At 66.4% G+C, this 18,743-nt stretch carries 25 protein-coding genes; 8 read left to right on the forward strand and 17 right to left on the reverse strand.

Annotation, left to right across the window (positions count from 1 at the left end):
* Window positions 1-10 precede the first annotated feature (10 nt).
* From deoD to Q8M85_RS08055, 4 genes are all read left to right on the forward strand, one after another.
* A complete protein-coding gene (gene deoD, locus Q8M85_RS08040) occupies window positions 11-715 on the forward strand; it encodes a purine-nucleoside phosphorylase (protein ID WP_305542637.1) in 705 nt (234 codons plus the stop codon).
* Between the two features lie 62 nt (window positions 716-777).
* A complete protein-coding gene (locus tag Q8M85_RS08045; protein WP_305542639.1) occupies window positions 778-1,212 on the forward strand; it encodes a rhodanese-like domain-containing protein in 435 nt (144 codons plus the stop codon).
* 67 nt (window positions 1,213-1,279) lie between these two features.
* Window positions 1,280-2,599, forward strand: a complete 1,320-nt coding sequence (glyA, locus tag Q8M85_RS08050) for a serine hydroxymethyltransferase (protein WP_305542641.1) — start codon at window positions 1,280-1,282, stop codon at window positions 2,597-2,599.
* 49 nt (window positions 2,600-2,648) lie between these two features.
* On the forward strand, window positions 2,649-3,629 hold the full coding sequence (locus tag Q8M85_RS08055) for an aldo/keto reductase (protein ID WP_305542644.1): 981 nt from the start codon (window positions 2,649-2,651) through the stop codon (window positions 3,627-3,629).
* On the opposite strand, the gene Q8M85_RS08060 is transcribed toward Q8M85_RS08055, so the two are convergent.
* The 15 genes from Q8M85_RS08060 to Q8M85_RS08130 all read right to left on the reverse strand — a co-directional run bounded on the left by Q8M85_RS08060 (window position 3,620) and on the right by Q8M85_RS08130 (window position 14,168).
* Window positions 3,620-4,486, reverse strand: coding sequence for a DUF1989 domain-containing protein (locus tag Q8M85_RS08060; RefSeq protein ID WP_305542647.1), 867 nt, complete (start codon window positions 4,484-4,486; stop codon window positions 3,620-3,622). The genes Q8M85_RS08055 and Q8M85_RS08060 overlap by 10 nt on opposite strands.
* 274 nt (window positions 4,487-4,760) lie before the next feature.
* The gene (locus Q8M85_RS08065) at window positions 4,761-5,051 is read right to left on the reverse strand and encodes a hypothetical protein (protein WP_305542650.1); all 291 of its coding nucleotides are present in this window, start codon (window positions 5,049-5,051) and stop codon (window positions 4,761-4,763) included.
* Window positions 5,044-5,820, reverse strand: coding sequence for a succinate dehydrogenase iron-sulfur subunit (locus Q8M85_RS08070; protein WP_305542653.1), 777 nt, complete (start codon window positions 5,818-5,820; stop codon window positions 5,044-5,046). Before Q8M85_RS08070 ends, Q8M85_RS08065 begins: the two co-directional genes overlap by 8 nt.
* Window positions 5,821-5,824: 4 nt before the next feature.
* Window positions 5,825-6,625, reverse strand: coding sequence for a methyltransferase domain-containing protein (locus tag Q8M85_RS08075; RefSeq protein WP_305542656.1), 801 nt, complete (start codon window positions 6,623-6,625; stop codon window positions 5,825-5,827).
* On the reverse strand, window positions 6,625-6,921 hold the full coding sequence (locus tag Q8M85_RS08080; protein ID WP_305542659.1) for a hypothetical protein: 297 nt from the start codon (window positions 6,919-6,921) through the stop codon (window positions 6,625-6,627). Before Q8M85_RS08080 ends, Q8M85_RS08075 begins: the two co-directional genes overlap by 1 nt.
* 11 nt (window positions 6,922-6,932) lie before the next feature.
* A complete protein-coding gene (locus Q8M85_RS08085; protein WP_305542662.1) occupies window positions 6,933-7,784 on the reverse strand; it encodes a hypothetical protein in 852 nt (283 codons plus the stop codon).
* A gap of 7 nt (window positions 7,785-7,791) precedes the next feature.
* Window positions 7,792-8,112, reverse strand: a complete 321-nt coding sequence (locus tag Q8M85_RS08090) for a hypothetical protein (RefSeq protein ID WP_305542665.1) — start codon at window positions 8,110-8,112, stop codon at window positions 7,792-7,794.
* Window positions 8,112-9,914 (reverse strand): succinate dehydrogenase flavoprotein subunit, encoded by a 1,803-nt coding sequence (gene sdhA, locus Q8M85_RS08095; protein WP_305542667.1) that lies wholly within the window; start codon window positions 9,912-9,914, stop codon window positions 8,112-8,114. The genes Q8M85_RS08090 and sdhA overlap by 1 nt, the downstream gene beginning before the upstream one ends.
* A gap of 10 nt (window positions 9,915-9,924) precedes the next feature.
* A complete protein-coding gene (locus Q8M85_RS08100) occupies window positions 9,925-10,296 on the reverse strand; it encodes a succinate dehydrogenase, hydrophobic membrane anchor protein (protein ID WP_305542669.1) in 372 nt (123 codons plus the stop codon).
* An 8-nt stretch (window positions 10,297-10,304) separates the two neighbouring features.
* Window positions 10,305-10,712: a succinate dehydrogenase, cytochrome b556 subunit gene (gene sdhC, locus Q8M85_RS08105; RefSeq protein WP_305542672.1), complete on the reverse strand. Its 408-nt coding sequence runs from the start codon at window positions 10,710-10,712 to the stop codon at window positions 10,305-10,307.
* A gap of 227 nt (window positions 10,713-10,939) precedes the next feature.
* Window positions 10,940-11,350 carry a hypothetical protein gene (locus tag Q8M85_RS08110; protein WP_305542674.1) on the reverse strand — a complete coding sequence of 137 codons (411 nt, stop codon included), beginning with the start codon at window positions 11,348-11,350 and terminating at the stop codon, window positions 10,940-10,942.
* Between the two features lie 76 nt (window positions 11,351-11,426).
* Window positions 11,427-12,449 (reverse strand): MaoC family dehydratase, encoded by a 1,023-nt coding sequence (locus Q8M85_RS08115; RefSeq protein ID WP_305542677.1) that lies wholly within the window; start codon window positions 12,447-12,449, stop codon window positions 11,427-11,429.
* Window positions 12,446-12,649: a DUF1737 domain-containing protein gene (locus Q8M85_RS08120; protein WP_305542680.1), complete on the reverse strand. Its 204-nt coding sequence runs from the start codon at window positions 12,647-12,649 to the stop codon at window positions 12,446-12,448. Before Q8M85_RS08120 ends, Q8M85_RS08115 begins: the two co-directional genes overlap by 4 nt.
* 76 nt (window positions 12,650-12,725) lie before the next feature.
* Complete coding sequence (locus tag Q8M85_RS08125) at window positions 12,726-13,271, reverse strand: NnrU family protein (protein ID WP_305542683.1); 546 nt, start codon at window positions 13,269-13,271, stop codon at window positions 12,726-12,728.
* Window positions 13,272-13,310: 39 nt separating this feature from the next.
* Window positions 13,311-14,168 carry a CoA ester lyase gene (locus Q8M85_RS08130; protein WP_305542685.1) on the reverse strand — a complete coding sequence of 286 codons (858 nt, stop codon included), beginning with the start codon at window positions 14,166-14,168 and terminating at the stop codon, window positions 13,311-13,313.
* A 196-nt stretch (window positions 14,169-14,364) separates the two neighbouring features.
* On the opposite strand from Q8M85_RS08130, the gene Q8M85_RS08135 reads away from it, so the two are divergent.
* Window positions 14,365-14,676 (forward strand): hypothetical protein, encoded by a 312-nt coding sequence (locus Q8M85_RS08135; RefSeq protein ID WP_305542688.1) that lies wholly within the window; start codon window positions 14,365-14,367, stop codon window positions 14,674-14,676.
* On the opposite strand, the gene Q8M85_RS08140 is transcribed toward Q8M85_RS08135, so the two are convergent.
* Together Q8M85_RS08140 and Q8M85_RS08145 are read right to left on the reverse strand one after the other, a co-directional pair.
* The gene (locus Q8M85_RS08140; RefSeq protein ID WP_305542690.1) at window positions 14,628-14,882 is read right to left on the reverse strand and encodes an Ada metal-binding domain-containing protein; all 255 of its coding nucleotides are present in this window, start codon (window positions 14,880-14,882) and stop codon (window positions 14,628-14,630) included. The genes Q8M85_RS08135 and Q8M85_RS08140 overlap by 49 nt on opposite strands.
* A gap of 147 nt (window positions 14,883-15,029) precedes the next feature.
* The gene (locus Q8M85_RS08145) at window positions 15,030-15,779 is read right to left on the reverse strand and encodes a sulfite exporter TauE/SafE family protein (protein WP_305542692.1); all 750 of its coding nucleotides are present in this window, start codon (window positions 15,777-15,779) and stop codon (window positions 15,030-15,032) included.
* A gap of 156 nt (window positions 15,780-15,935) precedes the next feature.
* Here Q8M85_RS08145 and mdh point away from each other — a divergent pair, with 156 nt between their 5' ends.
* The 3 genes from mdh to Q8M85_RS08160 all read left to right on the forward strand — a co-directional run bounded on the left by mdh (window position 15,936) and on the right by Q8M85_RS08160 (window position 18,632).
* On the forward strand, window positions 15,936-16,898 hold the full coding sequence (gene mdh / locus Q8M85_RS08150) for a malate dehydrogenase (RefSeq protein ID WP_305542695.1): 963 nt from the start codon (window positions 15,936-15,938) through the stop codon (window positions 16,896-16,898).
* An 83-nt stretch (window positions 16,899-16,981) separates the two neighbouring features.
* Window positions 16,982-18,190, forward strand: a complete 1,209-nt coding sequence (locus Q8M85_RS08155) for a hypothetical protein (protein WP_305542697.1) — start codon at window positions 16,982-16,984, stop codon at window positions 18,188-18,190.
* 262 nt (window positions 18,191-18,452) lie between these two features.
* Window positions 18,453-18,632: a hypothetical protein gene (locus Q8M85_RS08160; RefSeq protein WP_305542700.1), complete on the forward strand. Its 180-nt coding sequence runs from the start codon at window positions 18,453-18,455 to the stop codon at window positions 18,630-18,632.
* Window positions 18,633-18,743: the final 111 nt, after the last annotated feature.

Raw genomic sequence — 18,743 nt, forward strand, 5'->3', positions numbered from 1 at the left:
GGGGGACAGGATGACATTCCACATCGGCGCCAGACCGGGCGACATCGCCGAAACCGTGCTTCTGCCGGGGGACCCCTACCGCGCCCGCTGGGCGGCGCAGACCTTCCTGGAAGACGCGGTCCTGGTGAACGAGGTTCGCGGGATGCTTGGCTACACCGGCACCTGGAACGGTCACCGCGTCACCATCCACGGCTCAGGCATGGGGATGCCGTCCCTGTCGATCTATGCCAACGAACTGATCCGCGACTATGGCGCCAAGACCCTGGTCCGCATCGGATCGGCCGGTGCGCTGCCGACCCATGTCAAGGTCCGCGACGTGATCCTTGCCCAGACCGCCTCGACCGTGGGTTCGCCCTCGCGCACCATCTTCAAGGAGCTGAACTTCGCCCCCTGCGCCGATTTCGACCTTCTGTCAAAGGCTTACGCGGCCGCCACCGCCAAGGGCACACCTGTCCATGTCGGCGGGATCTATTCCTCGGACACCTTCTACGACGAACGCCCGGACCTGTCGGACCAGCTCCTCCGCCACGGCTGCCTTGGGGTGGAGATGGAGGCGGCCGAGCTTTACATGGTCGCCGCCCGACACGGCGCGCGGGCGCTGGCGATCCTTACCGTCTCCGACCACATCACCACCGGCGAGGCGCTGCCCGCCGACCAGCGCGAACGCAGCTTCGGCGCGATGGTCGAGATCGCGCTAGAGGCCGCCTTCGCCTGAGACATCCCCTTGCCAGGGGTGGGCCGTTCGCTATCTTCCGCGCAAATCAACGGGGTCGCTCCATGCTTTCACGTCGCCTTGCGCTTGTCCTTCCCCTTGCAGTCCTTGCCGCCGGGACGGGCTATACCCTGCTGCAACCAGCTCTCGCCAGCCCGACACTTGACGCCGAAACCGCCTTCCAGCGCGCCAAGGCAGACGAGATCATCCTTGTCGATATCCGCCAGCCCGAAGAATGGGACCAGACCGGCAGCCCGAAGGGCGCCCACCGCATCGACCTGCGCAGCCCCGACTTTCTCGACCGGCTTTCCGATCTGGCGGGCGGCGACCGCAGCCGCGCGATCGCGCTTATCTGCGCCAGCGGCGGCCGGTCGGCCCGCACCGCCCGCGCCCTGTCCGACGCGGGCTTCACCAGCGTCCTGGACGTCTCCGAGGGTATGCTCGGCTCCTCTGCCGGACCTGGTTGGGTCGCCCGTGGCCTTCCCGTCGTCGCCGATTGATCCGCGCTTCCAGCTTGCATCCCGTGGTGCGGAAGGCTTTCCTCTCTGGACCTGACCGGAGTCGACCATGCCCCATCTCGCCCCCCGCCCCTGGGTCCCCGCCGCGTGCGAGACCTACATCCAGCGCCTCGCCACCGATGCGGGACAGACCACGCCCAAGGTCGCCGCCCGCCTTGATGCCCTGATCGCGCGGAACCGCGAAATCCACGACCAGGACTGCTTCAATCTCAACCCCGCGACCAACGTGATGAACCCCCGGGCCGAGGCCGCGCTGGCCTCCGGCATCGGCTCGCGTCCGTCCCTCGGCTATCCCGGCGACAAGTACGAAATGGGGCTGGAGGCCATCGAGGAGATCGAGGTCATCGCCGCCGAACTCGCCGCCGAAATCTTCCACGCGAAATACGCCGAAATCCGCGTCGCATCCGGCGCACTGGCCAACCTCTACGGCTTCATGGCGCTGGCCAAGCCCGGCGACAGCATCATCGCTCCCCCCGGTACCATCGGCGGCCACGTCACCCACCATGCGGCAGGTTGCGCGGGCCTTTACGGCTTGACCACCCACGCCGCCCCCATTGACGCCGACGGCTATACCCTTGATCTGGCAGCCCTTCACGACCTCGCCCATGCCATCCGACCCAAGATCATCACCGTTGGCGGCAGCCTGAACCTTTTCCCGCATCCGGTGGCCGAGGTTCGCAAGATCGCCGATCAGGTCGGGGCCAAGGTCCTTTTTGACGCCGCCCACCAGTGCGGGATGATCGCAGGCGGCACCTTCCCGGACCCGCTGAAAGAAGGCGCGCATCTGATGACGATGAGCACCTACAAATCCCTCGGCGGCCCCGCTGGTGGCCTGATCGTGACGAACGACGCCGCCATCGCCGAACGCCTGGATGCCATCGCCTTCCCCGGCCTCACCGCCAACTTCGACGCCGCGAAATCTGCCGCCCTTGCCTACACCCTTCTCGACTGGCGCGACTACGGCGCGGCCTATGCCAAGGCGATGACCGACCTCGCCCGCGCCCTTGCGCAGGAACTTGCCAACCTCGGCCTCCCTGTCTTCGCCGCCGACAAAGGCGCCACCACCTCGCACCAGTTCGCCATCGAGGCCGCAGCTTTCGGCGGCGGACAAACCGCTTCCAAGACCCTGCGCAGGGCGGGCTTCCTCGCCTGCGGCATCGGCCTGCCGATCCCCGACGTCCCCGGCGACATGAACGGCCTGCGCATCGGCACGCCGGAACTTGTCCGTCGCGGTGTCACCCCCGCCGACGCCCCGGCCCTCGCTGCCCTGATCGCCGAGGGCCTGCGCTCGAACGCGCCCGAAACCGTCGCGCCGCGCACCAAGGCCCTGCGTGCCCGGTTCCAGGGCCTGCACTACATGACCGCTTGACCATCCCCGCCCCGTCCCGTCTTCTCCCGCAAAACGGCAGGAGACGGCGATGCGACAGCGGAAACTTGGACATGGCCCGATGGTTTCGGCCCTCGGGCTTGGCTGTCTGTCCTTCGGCGGCATGTTCGGGCCGACGACCGAAGCCGAAAGCCTCCGCACCCTCGACGCCGCCTGGGACGCCGGGATCACCTTCCTCGACACCGCCAACGGCTATGGCAAGGGCGTCAGCGAGACCGTCATCGGCACCTGGCTTCGCACGCGCGGCCACCGCCCCCACATCGCCACCAAGGCCGCCTTCACCGAAGACCCCGCCCGCCGCATCGACAACCGACCGGAACACATGCGCGCCGAACTGGAAGGCTCGCTGAAACGCCTCGGGGTGGATCACGTCACGCTCTTCTATGCCCACCGCCACGATCCCTTGGTCCCGGCCGAAGACCTGGCAGGCACCATGCAACGCCTTCACGAAGAAGGCAAAATCCTGGGCTACGGCCTGTCCGAGGTCGGCCCCTACACGCTGGAACGCTGCCACGCTGTCCACCCGGTCATGGCGGTTCAGAGCGAATACTCGCTGTGGACGCGGCAGCCCGAACTGGGCCTGATCCAGCGGTGCGCCAGCCTTGGGGTCGCCTTCGTCCCCTTCTCCCCCCTTGCGCGCGGGGCCTTCGGGACGCCGATGGCCGACCCCGCCGCCTTCCAGCCCAGTGAATTCCGCACCCGCATCCCGCGCTTCCATCCCGAAAACTGGCCGCGCAACAAGGCCCGGCTGGACGCCTTCCACGCTTTCGCCCAGACCCAAGGCTACTCTCCTGCCGCTCTGGCTCTGGCCTGGCTCCTTGACCGCGGCACCCACATCCTGCCGATCCCCGGCACCCGCTCCGCCCAGCACCTGAACGCCTGGACAATGGCCCCGGAGATCGACCTCACCGACGACGACCGCGCCGAGATCGACCGCCTTCTCCCCATCGGCTGGGCCTGGGGCGACCGCTACGACGACCTTCAGGCGGCTACGGTGGAACGCTACTCCTGACCGTGGCTCCGGTCATAGAGGTTCGGCCCTGCGGGCAGCCATCCGACCGGGGGCGCATTGGGGCGGAACACCTGCACCAGCAGGGGATGGCAGACCGCCACATCTGACGAATGTTCCGCCGAACAATCGCCGCCCGGACAGGCCGACAGCGCGCCCAGCAGGTCGATCTCGGCCATGAACTCCAGGTAATCGCCGGGACGGACCGGGGACGCCTTCATGAAATACTGCCCCGTGTCGCGGGTAAAGCCGGTGCACATGAAGACGTTCAGCACATCATGCACATGCAGCTCCGCCGCATCCAGCGGCAGACCAGACTGCGCCGCCACCGCCCGCGTCAGGTTGGAATGACAGCAGTGGTGATACTGGTCACCCCCCGACAGCAGCGCATGCGTGTAAGGATCGCAGCGCGTTCCGATCACGTCATGGACCGAGCCGCCGAAGGCATCGAACCCGTACCAGTCCAGCGTGTCGTCCGTCACCGTCGCCATCGGCCGCAGATAGGGCAGACAGGACCACATCCGGTCGCCGGTGCTCAGGTGCGTCCCGTGCAGCGCCCGGGTCTTGCCGCTGAAGAACCGCTCCCCCAGGTTGCCTGCCGCGAAGAGGTTAAGGTCGCCGACCTGCGGCCCCTCGACGCTGACGATGCGAAAGAACCAGCCTGCCGGGACCTCGAACGTCCGCGCCTCACGCGGCGGCACCAGCACCTCATGGACCAGGCTCCACCCCACGCGCGCCGCGCGGTAGGCCGCCAAGTCCGGGCGCGGCAGCCCCTCGACCGGGTAGCAGATGACGGGACGGATGCCCTTGCGAGCGACGGCGTCTGGCGGGGCGGAGTGTTCGGGACGGTCCAGCTTCATGCGCCGAGGCTTGCCAGAAACCACGCCTGCCGCAAGCGCCGATTTCTTCGAAGAAACCCGACCGGAGCCTTCGAAGGCACCTACCGCTCCGCCCGCAGACAATCCCGCGGCTCTTCGCCCCGCGCCACAGCCCCGCAGGCAACGCAGTGCCAATGATCCGGCGCCACGCTCCGGTCCAGTCGCCAGCGGCAATTTCGCGTCAGCGTCGAATTGCGCCGGCTGATCCACAGATACAGAAACACCGACACGACCAGGACCAGCAACAGAACCGGCATCAGCGCACCAGCCGGTCCCTGAGCCGTGCCAGCAGCGCATCCACCTGTGCCGCATCGTCCAGCCGCGCCCTGTGGTGTGCATCCCCGAAGTCCGCCACCACATCGGGGTCGATCTGGGCCGCGCGAAACTCTTCCCCCAGCGCCGCCAGCAGTTGCGCCACGTGCCAGGCATAGCCGGATTCGTCCATCCAGATCCGGTTCTTCGCGTGCAGCTTGGCCGCCAGCCCGGTCATCACCTGGGCGAACTCGTCTCCCGAGCCGAAGTCAGGCAGGGCAAGCGGGTCAGACAACCCGCTCGACCATCATCTTTTTGATCTCGGCAATCGCCTTGGCCGGGTTCAGCCCCTTGGGGCAGGTCTTGGCGCAGTTCATGATCGTGTGGCAGCGATACAGCTTGAACGGGTCTTCCAGATCGTCCAGCCGCTCCCCCGTCGCCTCATCGCGTGAATCGATGATCCAGCGGTAGGCATGCAAGAGCGCGGCAGGGCCGAGGTAGCGGTCACTGTTCCACCAGTAGGACGGGCAGGACGTCGAACAGCAGGCGCACATCACACATTCATAAAGGCCGTCCAGCTTGGAGCGGTCCTGGATCGACTGCTTCCATTCCTTCGCCGGACGGTTGGTCTTCGTCTCCAGCCAGGGCATGATGCTGGCGTGCTGAGCATAGAAATGCGTCAGGTCCGGGATCAGGTCCTTGATCACCGCCATATGCGGCAAGGGGTAGATCTTCACGTCGCCCTTGATCTCGTCCAGCCCGTAGATGCAGGCCAAAGTGTTTATCCCGTCGATGTTCATCGCGCAGGACCCGCAGATGCCTTCCCGGCAGGACCGGCGGAAGGTCAGCGTCGGGTCGATGTCGGTCTTGATCTTGATCAGCGCATCCAGGACCATCGGCCCGCACTGGTCCATGTCGACGAAATAGGTGTCGACGCGCGGGTTTTCCCCGTCATCGGGGTTCCAGCGGTAGACCTGGAACTTGCGCACGTTCTTGCCGTCCGGCTTCGGCCAGGTCTTGCCGGTGCGTATCTTCGAGTTCTTGGGCAGCGTGAACTGGACCATGAGGTCAACCTTTCCGGGTCTTCGTCTTGACGGATTTCTTCGGAGCGGCCGCCGGCTTTGTCAGCTCGAACAGCGTCTCGCCCCGGGTGAGGGAATAGGTGGAAACATCAGGCTCCACCGCCACGAATTCATGTAGCGTGAATCCAGCCGCGCGCATGTGGTCCTTCAGGTCGCGCCCGAAATAGCGCAGGTGATCCTTCTGGCCGAAATGCAGCATCCGGTCACGCGGGGTCGCCAGTGCCGGGTTCTGGTAGGTCACGGCCCAGCTTTCGATCAGCGGAGTCGTCACCACCATTCGCCCGCCTGGTCTCAGGCAGCGGAAGCATTCAGCCAGCGCCTTGTGGTGGTCCACGTGTTCAAGGATCTGATGCGCGATGATCAGGTCAAAGCTTGAGTCCTCGATCTCCAGCGCCTCGATGTTCAGCTTGCGGTCGACTTTCGTCCGCATGAAATCGGCAGTGACATAGGTCCCGGCCTGACCGCGCAATAGGGGTTCGAACATCGGTTCAGGCGCGAAATGCAGGACCGCCATCTCGGCGGAGATGCCGCCCCGCCGGTCGATCCACAGCTTGAACAATCGGTGCCGCTCCCGCGAACGACACAGAGGGCACAGCCCGTCCAGACGCGGAGGCTCGCCCACCGGCGCAAACTCTCCCTCATAGCCGCAGACCGGGCAGGTGCGGGTAAAACCTGTCGCCACCATCGCCTCGTATTCCCGCACCCGACGACGCCGGATCCGCTCCAGCGCCGCCTTGGCAAAGCGCAGCTGCCGGGGGTCGGGCGTGGGGATGCCGTCCGTCGCCATCAGCGCCAGTCCGGTCGCATGTAAAGCGGACGGCTTGGCGGCTCGCCCGCTTTCTGCATGACGCAAGTCTCATAGACCGCCGCCGGGTCACGACCCAGAAGGAAGTCCGAACTCACGTTCAGCTCCAGCCCCGCCGAGGTGCGCCCGCCGGTCCCGGCCCCGACCGACACCTCGCCCCGCGGCTGCTTGGCCAGACGCGCGCGCTCGAAGCACTGCCGTTCGGCCTGAGCCAGGGACATCGGACCACAGGCGGCCAGAAGTGCAGGAACCATCAGCAGCACTGCGAACCGTTTCATCCCGCTTTCCCTCATGCGCTTTTCGCCATCGCGGGCGCCTCCGGCCGGATCGTGCCCGGCGCCACCAACTCGCGCCGGCCCATTGGGCCACGGCCGGGGGTGAAATCCTCCAGCACCTGCAAGCCGTTCGCGCGCACGCGCGAGGCGCGCATGTGCATCGTCCGCACCCTTTGCCCGCCCAGCGCGTATTTCAGGAACCGCTCGGAATGAAGCCGCTTGCCCCGCGCGCAGTATTCCCCCATCCGGTCCGCGCGCCTGCCATAGGCCGCGACACCCTCGGCCCCCTTGACCAGGGCGAAGCGGTCATTGTGGCCGAACCATTGCGACCAGTCAGGCACCAGGACAAAGGACCGATGCGCGCGGGCCAGCATGTCCAGATGCTCGGCCGCGCTGTCATGATATAGAAGATCCGGCCGCGCAAAGATCACGATGTCCGGCTGAAACCCTTCGGCCAGCATCGTCGCCCGCTTAAGCGAATGAAGCTGATGCACCAGGTTGCGGAACGAGGCGAAATCATCGCGCCAGATATCCCCCCGCGCCTGCATCTCGGCCATCGGATACAGATCAAGACACGCCCCCGGTTCCTCCAGTTCGACCGCGTCCAGGTTCAGCAAACGGTATTCCTCGGGGTCCAGTTCGCCAATTTCCCCGGATCTGGGATTGCTGATCCCGGTCTGCCGGAAGAAATGCCCGAACAGCCGGACCTCGCGCGCAATCGCCCGCGCCGGGTCAATCAGCTGCGCGGTGATCGCGGGCAAGGTCAGCCGCAAGGCCCGGGTGATGCCGAAGAAGACGACGGCAATCCTCAGGTCCGACCTGAGACGCCCCTTCCCCGAAACTCCCGCTGCGGCCCCCATTGCCATCGTGCGGTCAGCCCACTACCGGCGGCACGCCACTGGCGGCAAAGCAGGCCTGAGCCGCCGGCCGCACCGCGATCTGCCGGATCGTGGCCTTGGTCGCCGTTCCTGCCTCGACCCCCACATCGCGGGCCAGAAGCTGCAACTCCTCCTGGCTTGCCGCTTCCAGGATGCACTTCGTCGCCAACCGCGCCGGTTCGGCCGGCATGTCGATGTTGACCACCGGGAAGACCACCGAATGAGCTGTCCGCTTCAACGTGGAGTCGACCAGCTCGGCGGGGTCGCAACCAGCCAGCACAAGGCCGGACATCAAGGCAAGAACCACGACGCGCATCAGAACTTCCTTTCTGCTGGCGCGATCTTGGTCAATGCGATCCCGCCCTGGGCTTCGGTCGTCAGAGGCTCGGTGTGGACCGCCCGGTAGTCAAGCGTCACGGATGCACCGTCCACCCAGGCCAGCGAATGTTTGCGCCAGTTCACGTCGTCGCGCTGCGGATGGTCCTCATGCGCATGCGCCCCCCGGCTTTCGGTCCGGGCATGGGCGCCATAGATCGTTGCCAGCGCGTTCGGCATCAGGTTGGTCAGTTCCAGCGTCTCCATCAGGTCGCTGTTCCAGACCATGCTGCGGTCGGTGACGTGCAGGTCACCCATCTTGCCCGCAATCACCGTCATCTTCCGCTCGCCCGCCGCCAGAGTTTCCTCGGCCCGGAAAACCGCTGCATCGGCCTGCATCGTGCGCTGCATCTCCAGCCGCAGCTCAGCCGTCGGCACCGCGCCCTTGGCGTTGCGCAACCCGTCGAAGCGGTCCAGCGCCTTGTCGACCTCGGCCTTGTTCGTCGCCGGAACGCTGGAGGCACGGTCCACCACCTGCCCCGCCCGGATCGCCGCCGCGCGCCCGAAGACCACGAGGTCGATCAACGAATTCGACCCCAGCCGGTTCGCCCCGTGCACCGAGGCGCACCCTGCCTCGCCCACCGCCATCAGGCCCGGGAAGATCGCATCCGGGCTGTCCGCCGTAGGGTTCAGCACCTCACCCCAATAGTTCGTCGGGATGCCGCCCATGTTGTAATGCACGGTCGGCAGCACCGGGATCGGCTCTTTGTGCAGATCAACGCCAGCGAAGATCCGGGCGCTTTCGGTGATCCCCGGCAGCCGCAACTCCAGCGCCTCGCGCGGCAGGTGCGACAGGTTCAGGTGGATGTGGTCGCCATTGGCCCCCACCCCCCGCCCTTCCCGAATTTCGATCGTCATGCAGCGGCTGACATAGTCGCGCGGCGCCAGGTCCTTGTAGTGCGGCGCATACCGCTCCATGAACCGCTCGCCCGCGCTGTTGGTCAAGTACCCGCCCTCACCCCGCGCGCCTTCGGTAATAAGGCACCCCGAGCCGTAAATCCCCGTCGGGTGGAACTGCACGAACTCCATGTCCTGCAGCGGCAACCCGGCCCGCGCCACCATCCCGCCACCGTCCCCGGTGCAGGTATGGGCCGAGGTCGCGCTGAAATAGGCGCGCCCGTAGCCCCCCGTCGCCAGAACGACCATCTTCGCGTTGAAGACATGGATCGTGCCGTCGTCCAGCTTCCACGCAACAACGCCAGTGCAGGCCCCATCGGTGATGATCAGGTCCAGCGCGAAATACTCGATGTAGAACTCCGCGTTGTTCTTCAGCGACTGCCCATAAAGCGTATGCAGGATCGCATGCCCCGTCCGGTCCGCCGCCGCGCAGGTCCGCTGCACCGGCGGGCCATTCCCGAACTCGGTCGTATGCCCGCCGAACGGGCGCTGGTAGATCTTGCCCTCTTCGGTGCGGGAAAACGGCACCCCGTAATGCTCCAGCTCGTAGACCGCCTTCGGAGCCTCCCGCGCCAGGTATTCCATCGCGTCGGTGTCGCCCAGCCAGTCCGACCCCTTGACGGTGTCGTACATGTGCCATTGCCAGTGGTCCGGCCCCATGTTCCCAAGGCTGGCCGCGATGCCGCCCTGCGCCGCAACCGTGTGCGACCGCGTCGGGAAGACCTTCGTCACGCAGGCCGTCCGCAACCCCTGCTCGGCCATCCCCAGCGTCGCGCGCAGACCGGCACCGCCAGCCCCCACCACGACCACGTCATACTCATGCGTCTCGTACGGATAGGCAGTCATCATCAGGTCCTTACAAGGCCATGCGAGCCAGGGCAAAAAGCCCCGTCGCGGCGATCACCCAGGAAAGCGCGATCACGAAGATGATCAGCAGCTTGCGATTGGTTCCCCGGGCATAATCCTCGATCATCGTGGTCGCGCCCATCGCGAAGTGGCGCATCCCCACGACCAGCACCAGCGCGGTCAGGATTGCCGGGAGGGGGCGTGCAAAGGTCTCCAGCACCGCCTCGCGGGTCCCGCCCAGGGCACTCCCGAAGATGTAAAGCCAAAGCGGCACCAGGAAGGCCAGCCCGACCGAGGACACGGTCATCGCCCAGTGGTGTTCCGCGCCATGATGGGCGGCTCCACGACCTTCGGCTCGCTTGCGGGGGGTCAAATAGCGCATGGGCAGCCTCACTGAACCAGAAGAATTGTGATCACAGTCAGCACCACCGACCCGATGATGACCGCCCAGCCCAGCTTTTCCGCCGTCGGGATGTCCAGACCCTTGCCCGCGTCGTAATACAGATGCCGCAGACCGGCCAGGTAGTGATACCACACCGCCCAAAGCGACCCGGTGAACACCAGATCTCCGAACCAGCTGGTCGCCACCGCGTTCGCCGTCGCGAAATACGCGTCCGAGGTCGCCGCCGCCAAAAGCCACCAGACCGCCAGCAGCACGCCCGCCATTAGCGCCTGCCCGGTGATCCGCGTCAGGATCGAGGTCAGCATCGGCACCTGCCAGCGATAGATCTGCAAGTGTGGCGAGAGCGGGCGCCCCCCGGAACCGGCTACGGGCGCGTCCCGCTTTGCGTCTGCCATGTTTGGTCCTCACGTCTGGCGGCGCGGGTCCGAATGGGCCAGCGCCAGGCTGTCGTTCAGTCTCTGAATAGCGCGGATTTCGTCTGTGTCACGCGGCGAATGCCGCAATTGCAGCATGTTGCCGCTATCAATCCTGCATTTCTTTAGTTTGTGATCACGATTTTTTCAGGCGTGATCACAATTCCACGCCTCAAGGCGCAGGGACCAGGCCGCAGCCCGAACGCCTCCTAGCGCAGGTTCCCCATCACCTTCTCCAGATCGGTGTCCAGCGTGAACGAGATCACGCGGTGACCGTCGCCTTGCGGAACCGCCAGCCAGTAGCCGAACAGCGGCCCGACCTTGCCGTTGAACATCACGACGTTCTGCACCATCCCGCCCAGGTCGCTGCGCTGCGCGATCGTCTCGCAACCGTCAAAGCCCGCAGCGTAGATATCCGTAACGCCCGACAGGCTGTCCCCAAGGTCCAGACCGATCTCGTCCTTGATCGCGCCGACAAAGCCCGCGACGTCCAGATTCAGCATCATCTGGTTCATCGCCTCGACCTTGGCGACGACCGTGCCGCCTTCCAAGACGCACCCTTCCGAAAGGGCGACCGTCGGCGCCAAGGACACAAGACCCGCAACAATCAACGCTTTCATGGTTCATCCCCTGTTTCTGAAACCTGTTCGTGGCTGCACCCTACGCGCAATCCGGCTGGGGTCAAACCGGCTGGGGTCAAACCGGCACCAGCGCCCAGTAGTCCAGATCCAGCAGCACTTCGGGAAGATACTTGCCCTCCGCCCCCCGCAACGCCCCTGCCGCCCCCTTCGTCGCCACCAGCCGCAACCGCAACGCCCCGACGGACGGCACCCCGGTCTCCGCCCGGTCCAGCACCTCCGACCAGGCCCTGACCGTATCGCCCGCGAAACAGGGGTTGGCATGCGCGCCCCCATTCAGCGCCACGATCATCTGCGCATTGGCCAGCCCGTTGAACGACAGCGCCCGGGCGAGAGAGATCACATGCCCGCCGTAGATCAGCCGCCGCCCATCCTCGCGCTGGCTGACGTCGAAATGCACCTTCGACGTGTTCTGCCACAGCCGCGTCGCCAGCATGTGCTCGGCCTCCTCAACGGTCACCGCGTCGACATGGTCGATCACCTCGCCCACCGCGTAGTCCCCCCAGCGATGCGGCTCCCCCGCCAGGCCAAAGTCATAGCGCGAAAAGTCCAGCCCCTCCGGCACCACCAGCGCCCCCACTGAGACCACCGGCGCCAGGTCAGGCACCGAAACCGGCACCACCACCTCGCGCCGCCGCTTGCGCACCATCACCCAGCGCACATACTCCAGCACCACATCCCCGTGCTGGTTCAGCCCGCGCGTCCGCACCCAGACCACCCCGGTCGCCCCGGATGAGGTCTCCTTCAGCCCGATCACCTCGCTCTCCGACCGCAGCGTATCGCCCGGCCAGACCGGCCGCAGCCAGCGCCCCTCGGCATAGCCAAGGTTCGCCACCGCGTTCAGGCTGATATCCGGCACCGTCTTGCCGAACACCGTGTGAAACGCCACCAGATCATCCAGCGGCGACGCCCGCAGCCCGACCGACCGCGCGAATTCGTCCGAGGAATAGACAGCCCCCCGCGCCGGATAAAGCGCATGATACAGCGCCCGCTCGCCCTGCCCAACGGTCCGGGGCACCGCATGACGGATCACCTCGCCCAGGGTGTAATCCTCGAAGAACCGCCCCGGATTCGTCTTCATAGCTCCCCCAGCTTCACATCCGGGTGGTAGTCGCCCGCCACTTCCTTCACCACCGCCTGCCCGCAGCGCATCACGCCATTGGCCGCGTCGAAGGCATAGGTGGGTCCGCCATGCAGCTCCCACCCCTTGTTCAGCGCCGCCGTCACCTTGTGACAGAAGGCTGAGGTGTCATCCGCACTCAGAAACCGATAGAGCTTCACGTCTCCATCTCCCCATTTTCATCTTTGCCCAAATATCCCACGGGGGGTTTGGGGGGTGTGAAACCCCCCATCGACCTCAGCCCCAGGGCGGCACTCCCAGCCAGTTGTGCACCAGCATGATGGCGACCAGAACCACGACGGCCCCCACCACGGCGCCGCTCTCCTTGCCCATCGGAGCAGGCTCGGGCAGCGGCCCACGCGGCACCGCCTTGTTGATCAGGATCACCTCCACGACCGCCCAGGCCAGAAGTCCGCCAAACAGGATCACCGACGCCAGGTCCCCGTTGACCAGCAAATGCCCGATGGCCCAGGTCTTCACCGCCGTCAGCTGCGGATGCCGGATGACCCGGGTGATCCGCGTCTTCATGCCCGAGGCCGCGTAAAGATAGACCGCAAAGAACATCAGAAGGTTGTTCACATGGGTCAGGAAAGACGGCGGATACCACAGGTCGATGTGCTCGACCCCCCGGTAGCCCATCACCATCAGCACCACGCCCGCCAGCACGCCCACCGTGACCAGCCCCTTGCCCGCATTGCCCATCGCGTCGCGTGAGCCCGGAGCCAGCCGCTTCCACAGATGCGCCGCCCACCACAGTGCCAATCCCAGAACAATCAACGTCATCGCAGGCCTCCAGCCGGTTCATCGGCGCGCACCCTGCCCCTAAACCGCACCCGCCGCAATCGCCTCGGCCTTGCCGATCAGCGCCTCGGCCATCGCCACATGCAGGTTCTCGACGATCCGGCCATCCACCACCGCCACGCCTTCGCCCCGCGTGCGGGCCTCGGCATAGGCCGCGATCTGGCGGCGGGCCAGTTCCACATCCGCCTCGCTGGGCGCAAAGACCTCGTTGGCGATGTCCAGCTGCGCCGGATGGATCAGCGTCTTGCCATCGAACCCCATGTCCCGCCCCTGTTCGCACTCCAACCGCAGGCCCGCCTCGTCCTTGAAGGCGTTGAACACCCCGTCGACGATGACCTTGCCCTCCGCCCGCGCCGCCAGCACGCAGGCGCCAAGCCCCGCCAGCAGCGGCAGCCGGTCGCTGCGGAACCGCGCGCCCAACTCGCGGCCCAGGTCGTTGGTCCCCATGACCATCCCCTCCAGCCGGGGATGCGCCGCAATCGCGCCCGCATGCAGGCACCCCTTCGCCGTCTCCAGCATCGCCCAAAGCGGCGCCTTCGCCTTGCCGGCCACCGCGTCCAGGTCCGCCCCGGAATTCACCTTCGGCACCAGCACAGCATCCACCCCCGGATGCGCCCCGAACGCCGCCAGGTCCCCCTCGACCCACTCGGTCCCCAGCCCATTGACCCGCACGATCCGCGCCCGTGCGCCATAGTCTGCCTCGGCCAGCACCCGGGTCAGCAACTCCCGCGCCCGGACCTTCTCCTCGGGCGAGACAGCATCCTCCAAATCAAAGATGATCGCATCCGCCGCCAACTCCCGCGCTTTCTCCAGCGCCCGTTCGCGCGACGCGGGGATATACAGAACCGACCGATAGGGACGCGCCCCGTTCTTATCCATCGACTCACCTCCGCGCAATATTCTTGCGCTTGAAAGCACGGATCGGACACAAACGGCAAGCCCAAATCCGCCGCAGCGCAGAAAGATCGTGCGCCCGCAGCGCACCTCGCGCAGAGCGTTCCGCGCGGACCGTTAACCGCCTGTCAGCCCCATCCCGGCAGCCTGTCGCGCAGTCCAACGCCGGAAAGGCCCGCCCATGACCCAACAGATGTTCGCTCTCTCCTTCGGCCTCGCCGGCATGCTCGCCGCCGCCGACATCGCCCACGGCGCCCCGCAATGCGACACGTGCGAGGCGGTGACAGCACTCCTCGCCGAACGATACAACGAAACCCGCCGCGCCGTCGGTATCGCGGGTCAGGCTGCAGTGATGGAGCTTTACGCCTCCGATGCGACCGGGACGTGGTCGATCACCATGACCCTGCCCGACGGACGCATGTGCCTGATGGCCTCGGGCTCGAACTACGAACCCGTGACCGAGGAACGTCCCGCCCCGGGCAAGCCTGCGTAAGGTCGGCACCGCTTGCAGGCCCGGAACCCCGCCGCAAGGCAGGCCTCGACCGATCCCCGGAATTCCACGTTCTGCCGCAACGGTGTCCGCGCCGGGCAGGTCATCCGACAGAAGATCCCCGTCGTCTTCACGCAGACGAACTGGCCGCCGAACCGACCATCCCGCGCGGCAAGGCTGTCATAAATCGCATCGGCATCCGGCTGCATCGGCGTCTCCCATGTCGTGCCACGCTGGCCCCGGGCGTCCCCTCTCCCCATCGTGGGAGAGGGCCAGGGTGAGGAGGGCCACGCCAAACCCTCGCACATCGCGTCAGAATGATCACCCGCCTCTGCGCCGAACCCGCAGGAACCGGGTCAGATCAGCCCCCGCGCGCCGTCCCAGATCAGCTTCAGCGAGATCAGCGCCAGCGCCCAGACCACCAGCCGGAAAAACAGCTTTTCCGGCATCAGCTGCACCAGCCGCACGCCTGCGAACACCGCGATCACCGCCGGCAGCGCCAGCACCGCCGCCGCCTTCAGGTTGCCGGGGTTCAGCTGGCCCAGCGCGTAATAGGGGATCAGTTTCACCGCATTGATGATGGCAAAGGCAATCGTCGTCGTCCCCGCGAAGACCGCCTTCGTCATCCCCAGCGGCAGGGTATAGACCTGATACGGCGGCGCGCCCGCATGGCTTACAAAGCTCGTGAACCCCGCCACCCCGCCCCAGAACAGGCCAGGCGCGACCTCGGCCCGTTTCGGCTCCACCACCACGGGCTTGCGCAACAGGATGTTCAGCGCGAAGGCAAGCCCGATGACGCCCACCAACAGCGTCACCGCCGCCTCGGGCACGACGCTCGCCGTGGCCCAGCCGATGGCGATCCCCACCACAGCCCCCGGCACCACGATCCCAAGCACCCGCCCGTCCCAGGCATGGCGGTAGGCATACAGCCCGAAGATGTCCGAGACGACATAGACCGGCAGCAACAGCCCCGCCGCGACCACCGGGTTGATCACCAGCGCCAGGACCGGCACCCCCAGCATCCCCACCACCGGAACACCGCCCTTCGACATCCCCACCAGCGCCGCTGCCACCACCGCCGCCACCCAGAATCCGATCTCTTCCATCGCGTCCTCCGCCTGGCGTTACCGCTAACCCCTTCCAGGCCGCCCTTAAAGCCGGAATTTTTCGCATACAATGGTATACCAAACCCGCCGCGAGACTGGACAGACGCCCGATAAGCCGCTACCCCTCCCCCCGATTCATCCCAACAGGAGGCTCTCATGGCCAGACCCAAGATCGCCCTCATCGGCGCCGGTCAGATCGGTGGCACGCTTGCGCATCTGCTCGCGCTGAAGGAATTGGGCGACGTCGTCCTGTTCGACATCGCCGAGGGCACGCCGCAGGGCAAGGCGCTGGACCTGGCGCAATCCGGCCCGGTCGAAGGCTTTGACGCCTCGCTTCGCGGCACCAACACCTACGCCGACCTGGCAGGGGCCGACGTCTGCATCGTCACCGCAGGCGTCCCGAGGAAACCGGGGATGAGCCGTGACGACCTTCTGGGCATCAACCTCAAGGTGATGAAGTCCGTGGGAGAAGGCATCAAGGCCAACTGCCCGAACGCCTTCGTCATCTGCATCACCAACCCCCTGGACGCGATGGTCTGGGCGCTGCGCGAATTCTCGGGCCTGCCGCACAACAAGGTGGTAGGCATGGCCGGTGTCCTTGACGCCGCCCGCTTCCGCCACTTCCTGTCGCTGGAATTCAACGTCTCGATGAAGGACGTCACCGCCTTCGTCCTTGGCGGCCACGGCGACACGATGGTTCCTTCCGTCCGCTATTCCACCGTCGGCGGGATCCCGCTGCCCGACCTGGTGGCGATGGGCTGGACCACGCAAGAGAAACTCGACGCCATCGTCCAGCGCACCCGCGATGGCGGGGCGGAAATCGTCGGCCTCCTGAAAACCGGCTCGGCCTTCTACGCCCCCGCCGCCAGCGCGGTGGAAATGGCCGAAGCCTACCTCAAGGACCAGAAGCGCCTCCTGCCCTGCGCCGCCCACGTCAAGGGCGCCTACGGGCTGGACGGCATGTATGTCGGCGTCCCGGTCATCATCGGCGCCGGCGGGGTCGAGCGTGTGGTCGAGGTGAAACTCGACGCTTCCGAAAAGACCATGTTCGACAAGTCCGTCGACGCGGTGAAGGGCCTTGTCGCCGCCTGCAAGGGCATCGACCCGACGCTCGCCTGACACCCTTCGGTGCGACATACCTGAACTTGAATGCGCAGCCCCCGGCTGCGTATTCTGTTTTCAGTCCCAGTGAAAGGTAGCCCGTGAAAGCCCCCTTCCTCGCCCTGATGATCCTCGCCACCCCAGCCGCCGCGCAAGATCTGTCGCAGGAAATCGGCGCAAACGGCATCACCCCCACCCTCGCGCGCCTCAAGGCCCAGCCCGAACCCGCGCTGGAAGACATCTTCGCCATCGGCGGGCTGCACTTCCTCGGCGCCGTCGAACGCGCGCTGCAACTGCAATGGCGCACCGGGGCCGATCAGGTCACCGGCAACGCGGGCGACACTTTGGGCCTGCCCTTCCTGCGCCTGCCCGTGCCGCCGAACCCCACACCGGAACCCTTCAACGGCGCGCTCATCACCCGGCTTTTCGCCGACATCGACGCCGACATGGCCGCTGCCCGCACCGCCCTCGCCATCCTGCCTGAGGGTGAGCCGTTCGGGCTTGACCTCACCTTCTCCGACCTCTGGTTCGACGTGAACCAGAACGGCGCGCGAGAGGCCGAGGAAGATGCGCTGACCATCCTTGGCCCGCAGCTTCTGGGCTGGCAATGGCAGGCCCCCGACCCCGCCACCCCGCCGCTGACCGTCCGCTTCGACGCCGCCGATGCCGCCTGGCTCACCGCCTACACCCATGTCATGTCGGGCGTGGCGAACACGATCCTCGCCTATGACCCCGCCGCCAGCATCGACCGCGTCATCGCCTCGCGCGCGGCGCTGAAGGTCGCGCAGCCCTCGTCCGACGACTTCAACTTCGACGCCTCCTTCGGCCAGTTCCTCGACGCCTTCGCCATGTTGGAAGGGGCGGTGAACCAGCAACCCGACGCCTCCCGCGCCAAGGCCGCCAAGGAGCATTTCCTGGCCATGATCACCGAAAACCGCCGCTTCTGGACCCTCGTCGCTCAGGAAACCGACAACGACCGCGAATGGGTCCCGAACGACAAACAGACCTCCGCCCTTGGCTTCACCTTGCCCCCCGGCACCGGCGACACCTGGCTTGGCGTCCTGGCAGATGGCGAGGCGCTGCTGCAGGGCCGCCTCCTCCTCCCCTACTGGCGCGGCCCCGAAGGCCAGGGCATCAACCTTGGCCGGATGTTCGACGACCCCGCGCCGATGTCGGTCACCGGCTGGTTCCAAGGCTGGGCCGCCGTTCCCTATCTGCAACAGGGTCCCGTGGTCGATGCCACCAGCCTGCGCCAGTTCGAGGCGCTGATGGGCGGTGATGCCGGGCTGATGATGGTGTTCCTGAACTGATCCCGGCCACTCGCTGTGCATCACCCGGCCGGGAACCGGCACATCGGCGCCGCTTCTGCCGCTGCATGGAAACCCGGGTCGCCCCCCATGTGGCCAGAAAGCACGGTCCGACAAACCTTAACACCACCCTAACGAAAACTATCAACCCATTGAAATCCTTCACATCCCAGGCTTTGTCCACCGTGGACACATATCCACCCCCTTGCCCCGCCACCCGGAATCCGGCATCCACCCCCCAAACCCGATCCCCGGAGGGACCCTCATGGACTACTCGAAATCCGGCAACCCCAAAGGCACCCGCCACACCCTGCGCGGCCCCGACCATGCCCAGAAGGGCGCGCCCAAGGCGACCACCCCGCCCCGCGAGACCAAGGAACAGCTCCTCGCCCGGATGAAGGCCGCCGCCGAAAAGAAGGCCGCGCAGAAGGAAGACAAGGCCTGACCAGCCCCCCAACCAAAGGGCTGGCCTCCCCCTACCTCGCCCCCGGCTTCTATGACGACGCCATCGCGAAGGGCCGCCACCGCGACATCGTCGGCGGCCGCTGGGACGAGA

The organism is Tabrizicola sp. (assembly GCF_030694085.1).
GTDB lineage: Bacteria > Pseudomonadota > Alphaproteobacteria > Rhodobacterales > Rhodobacteraceae > Tabrizicola.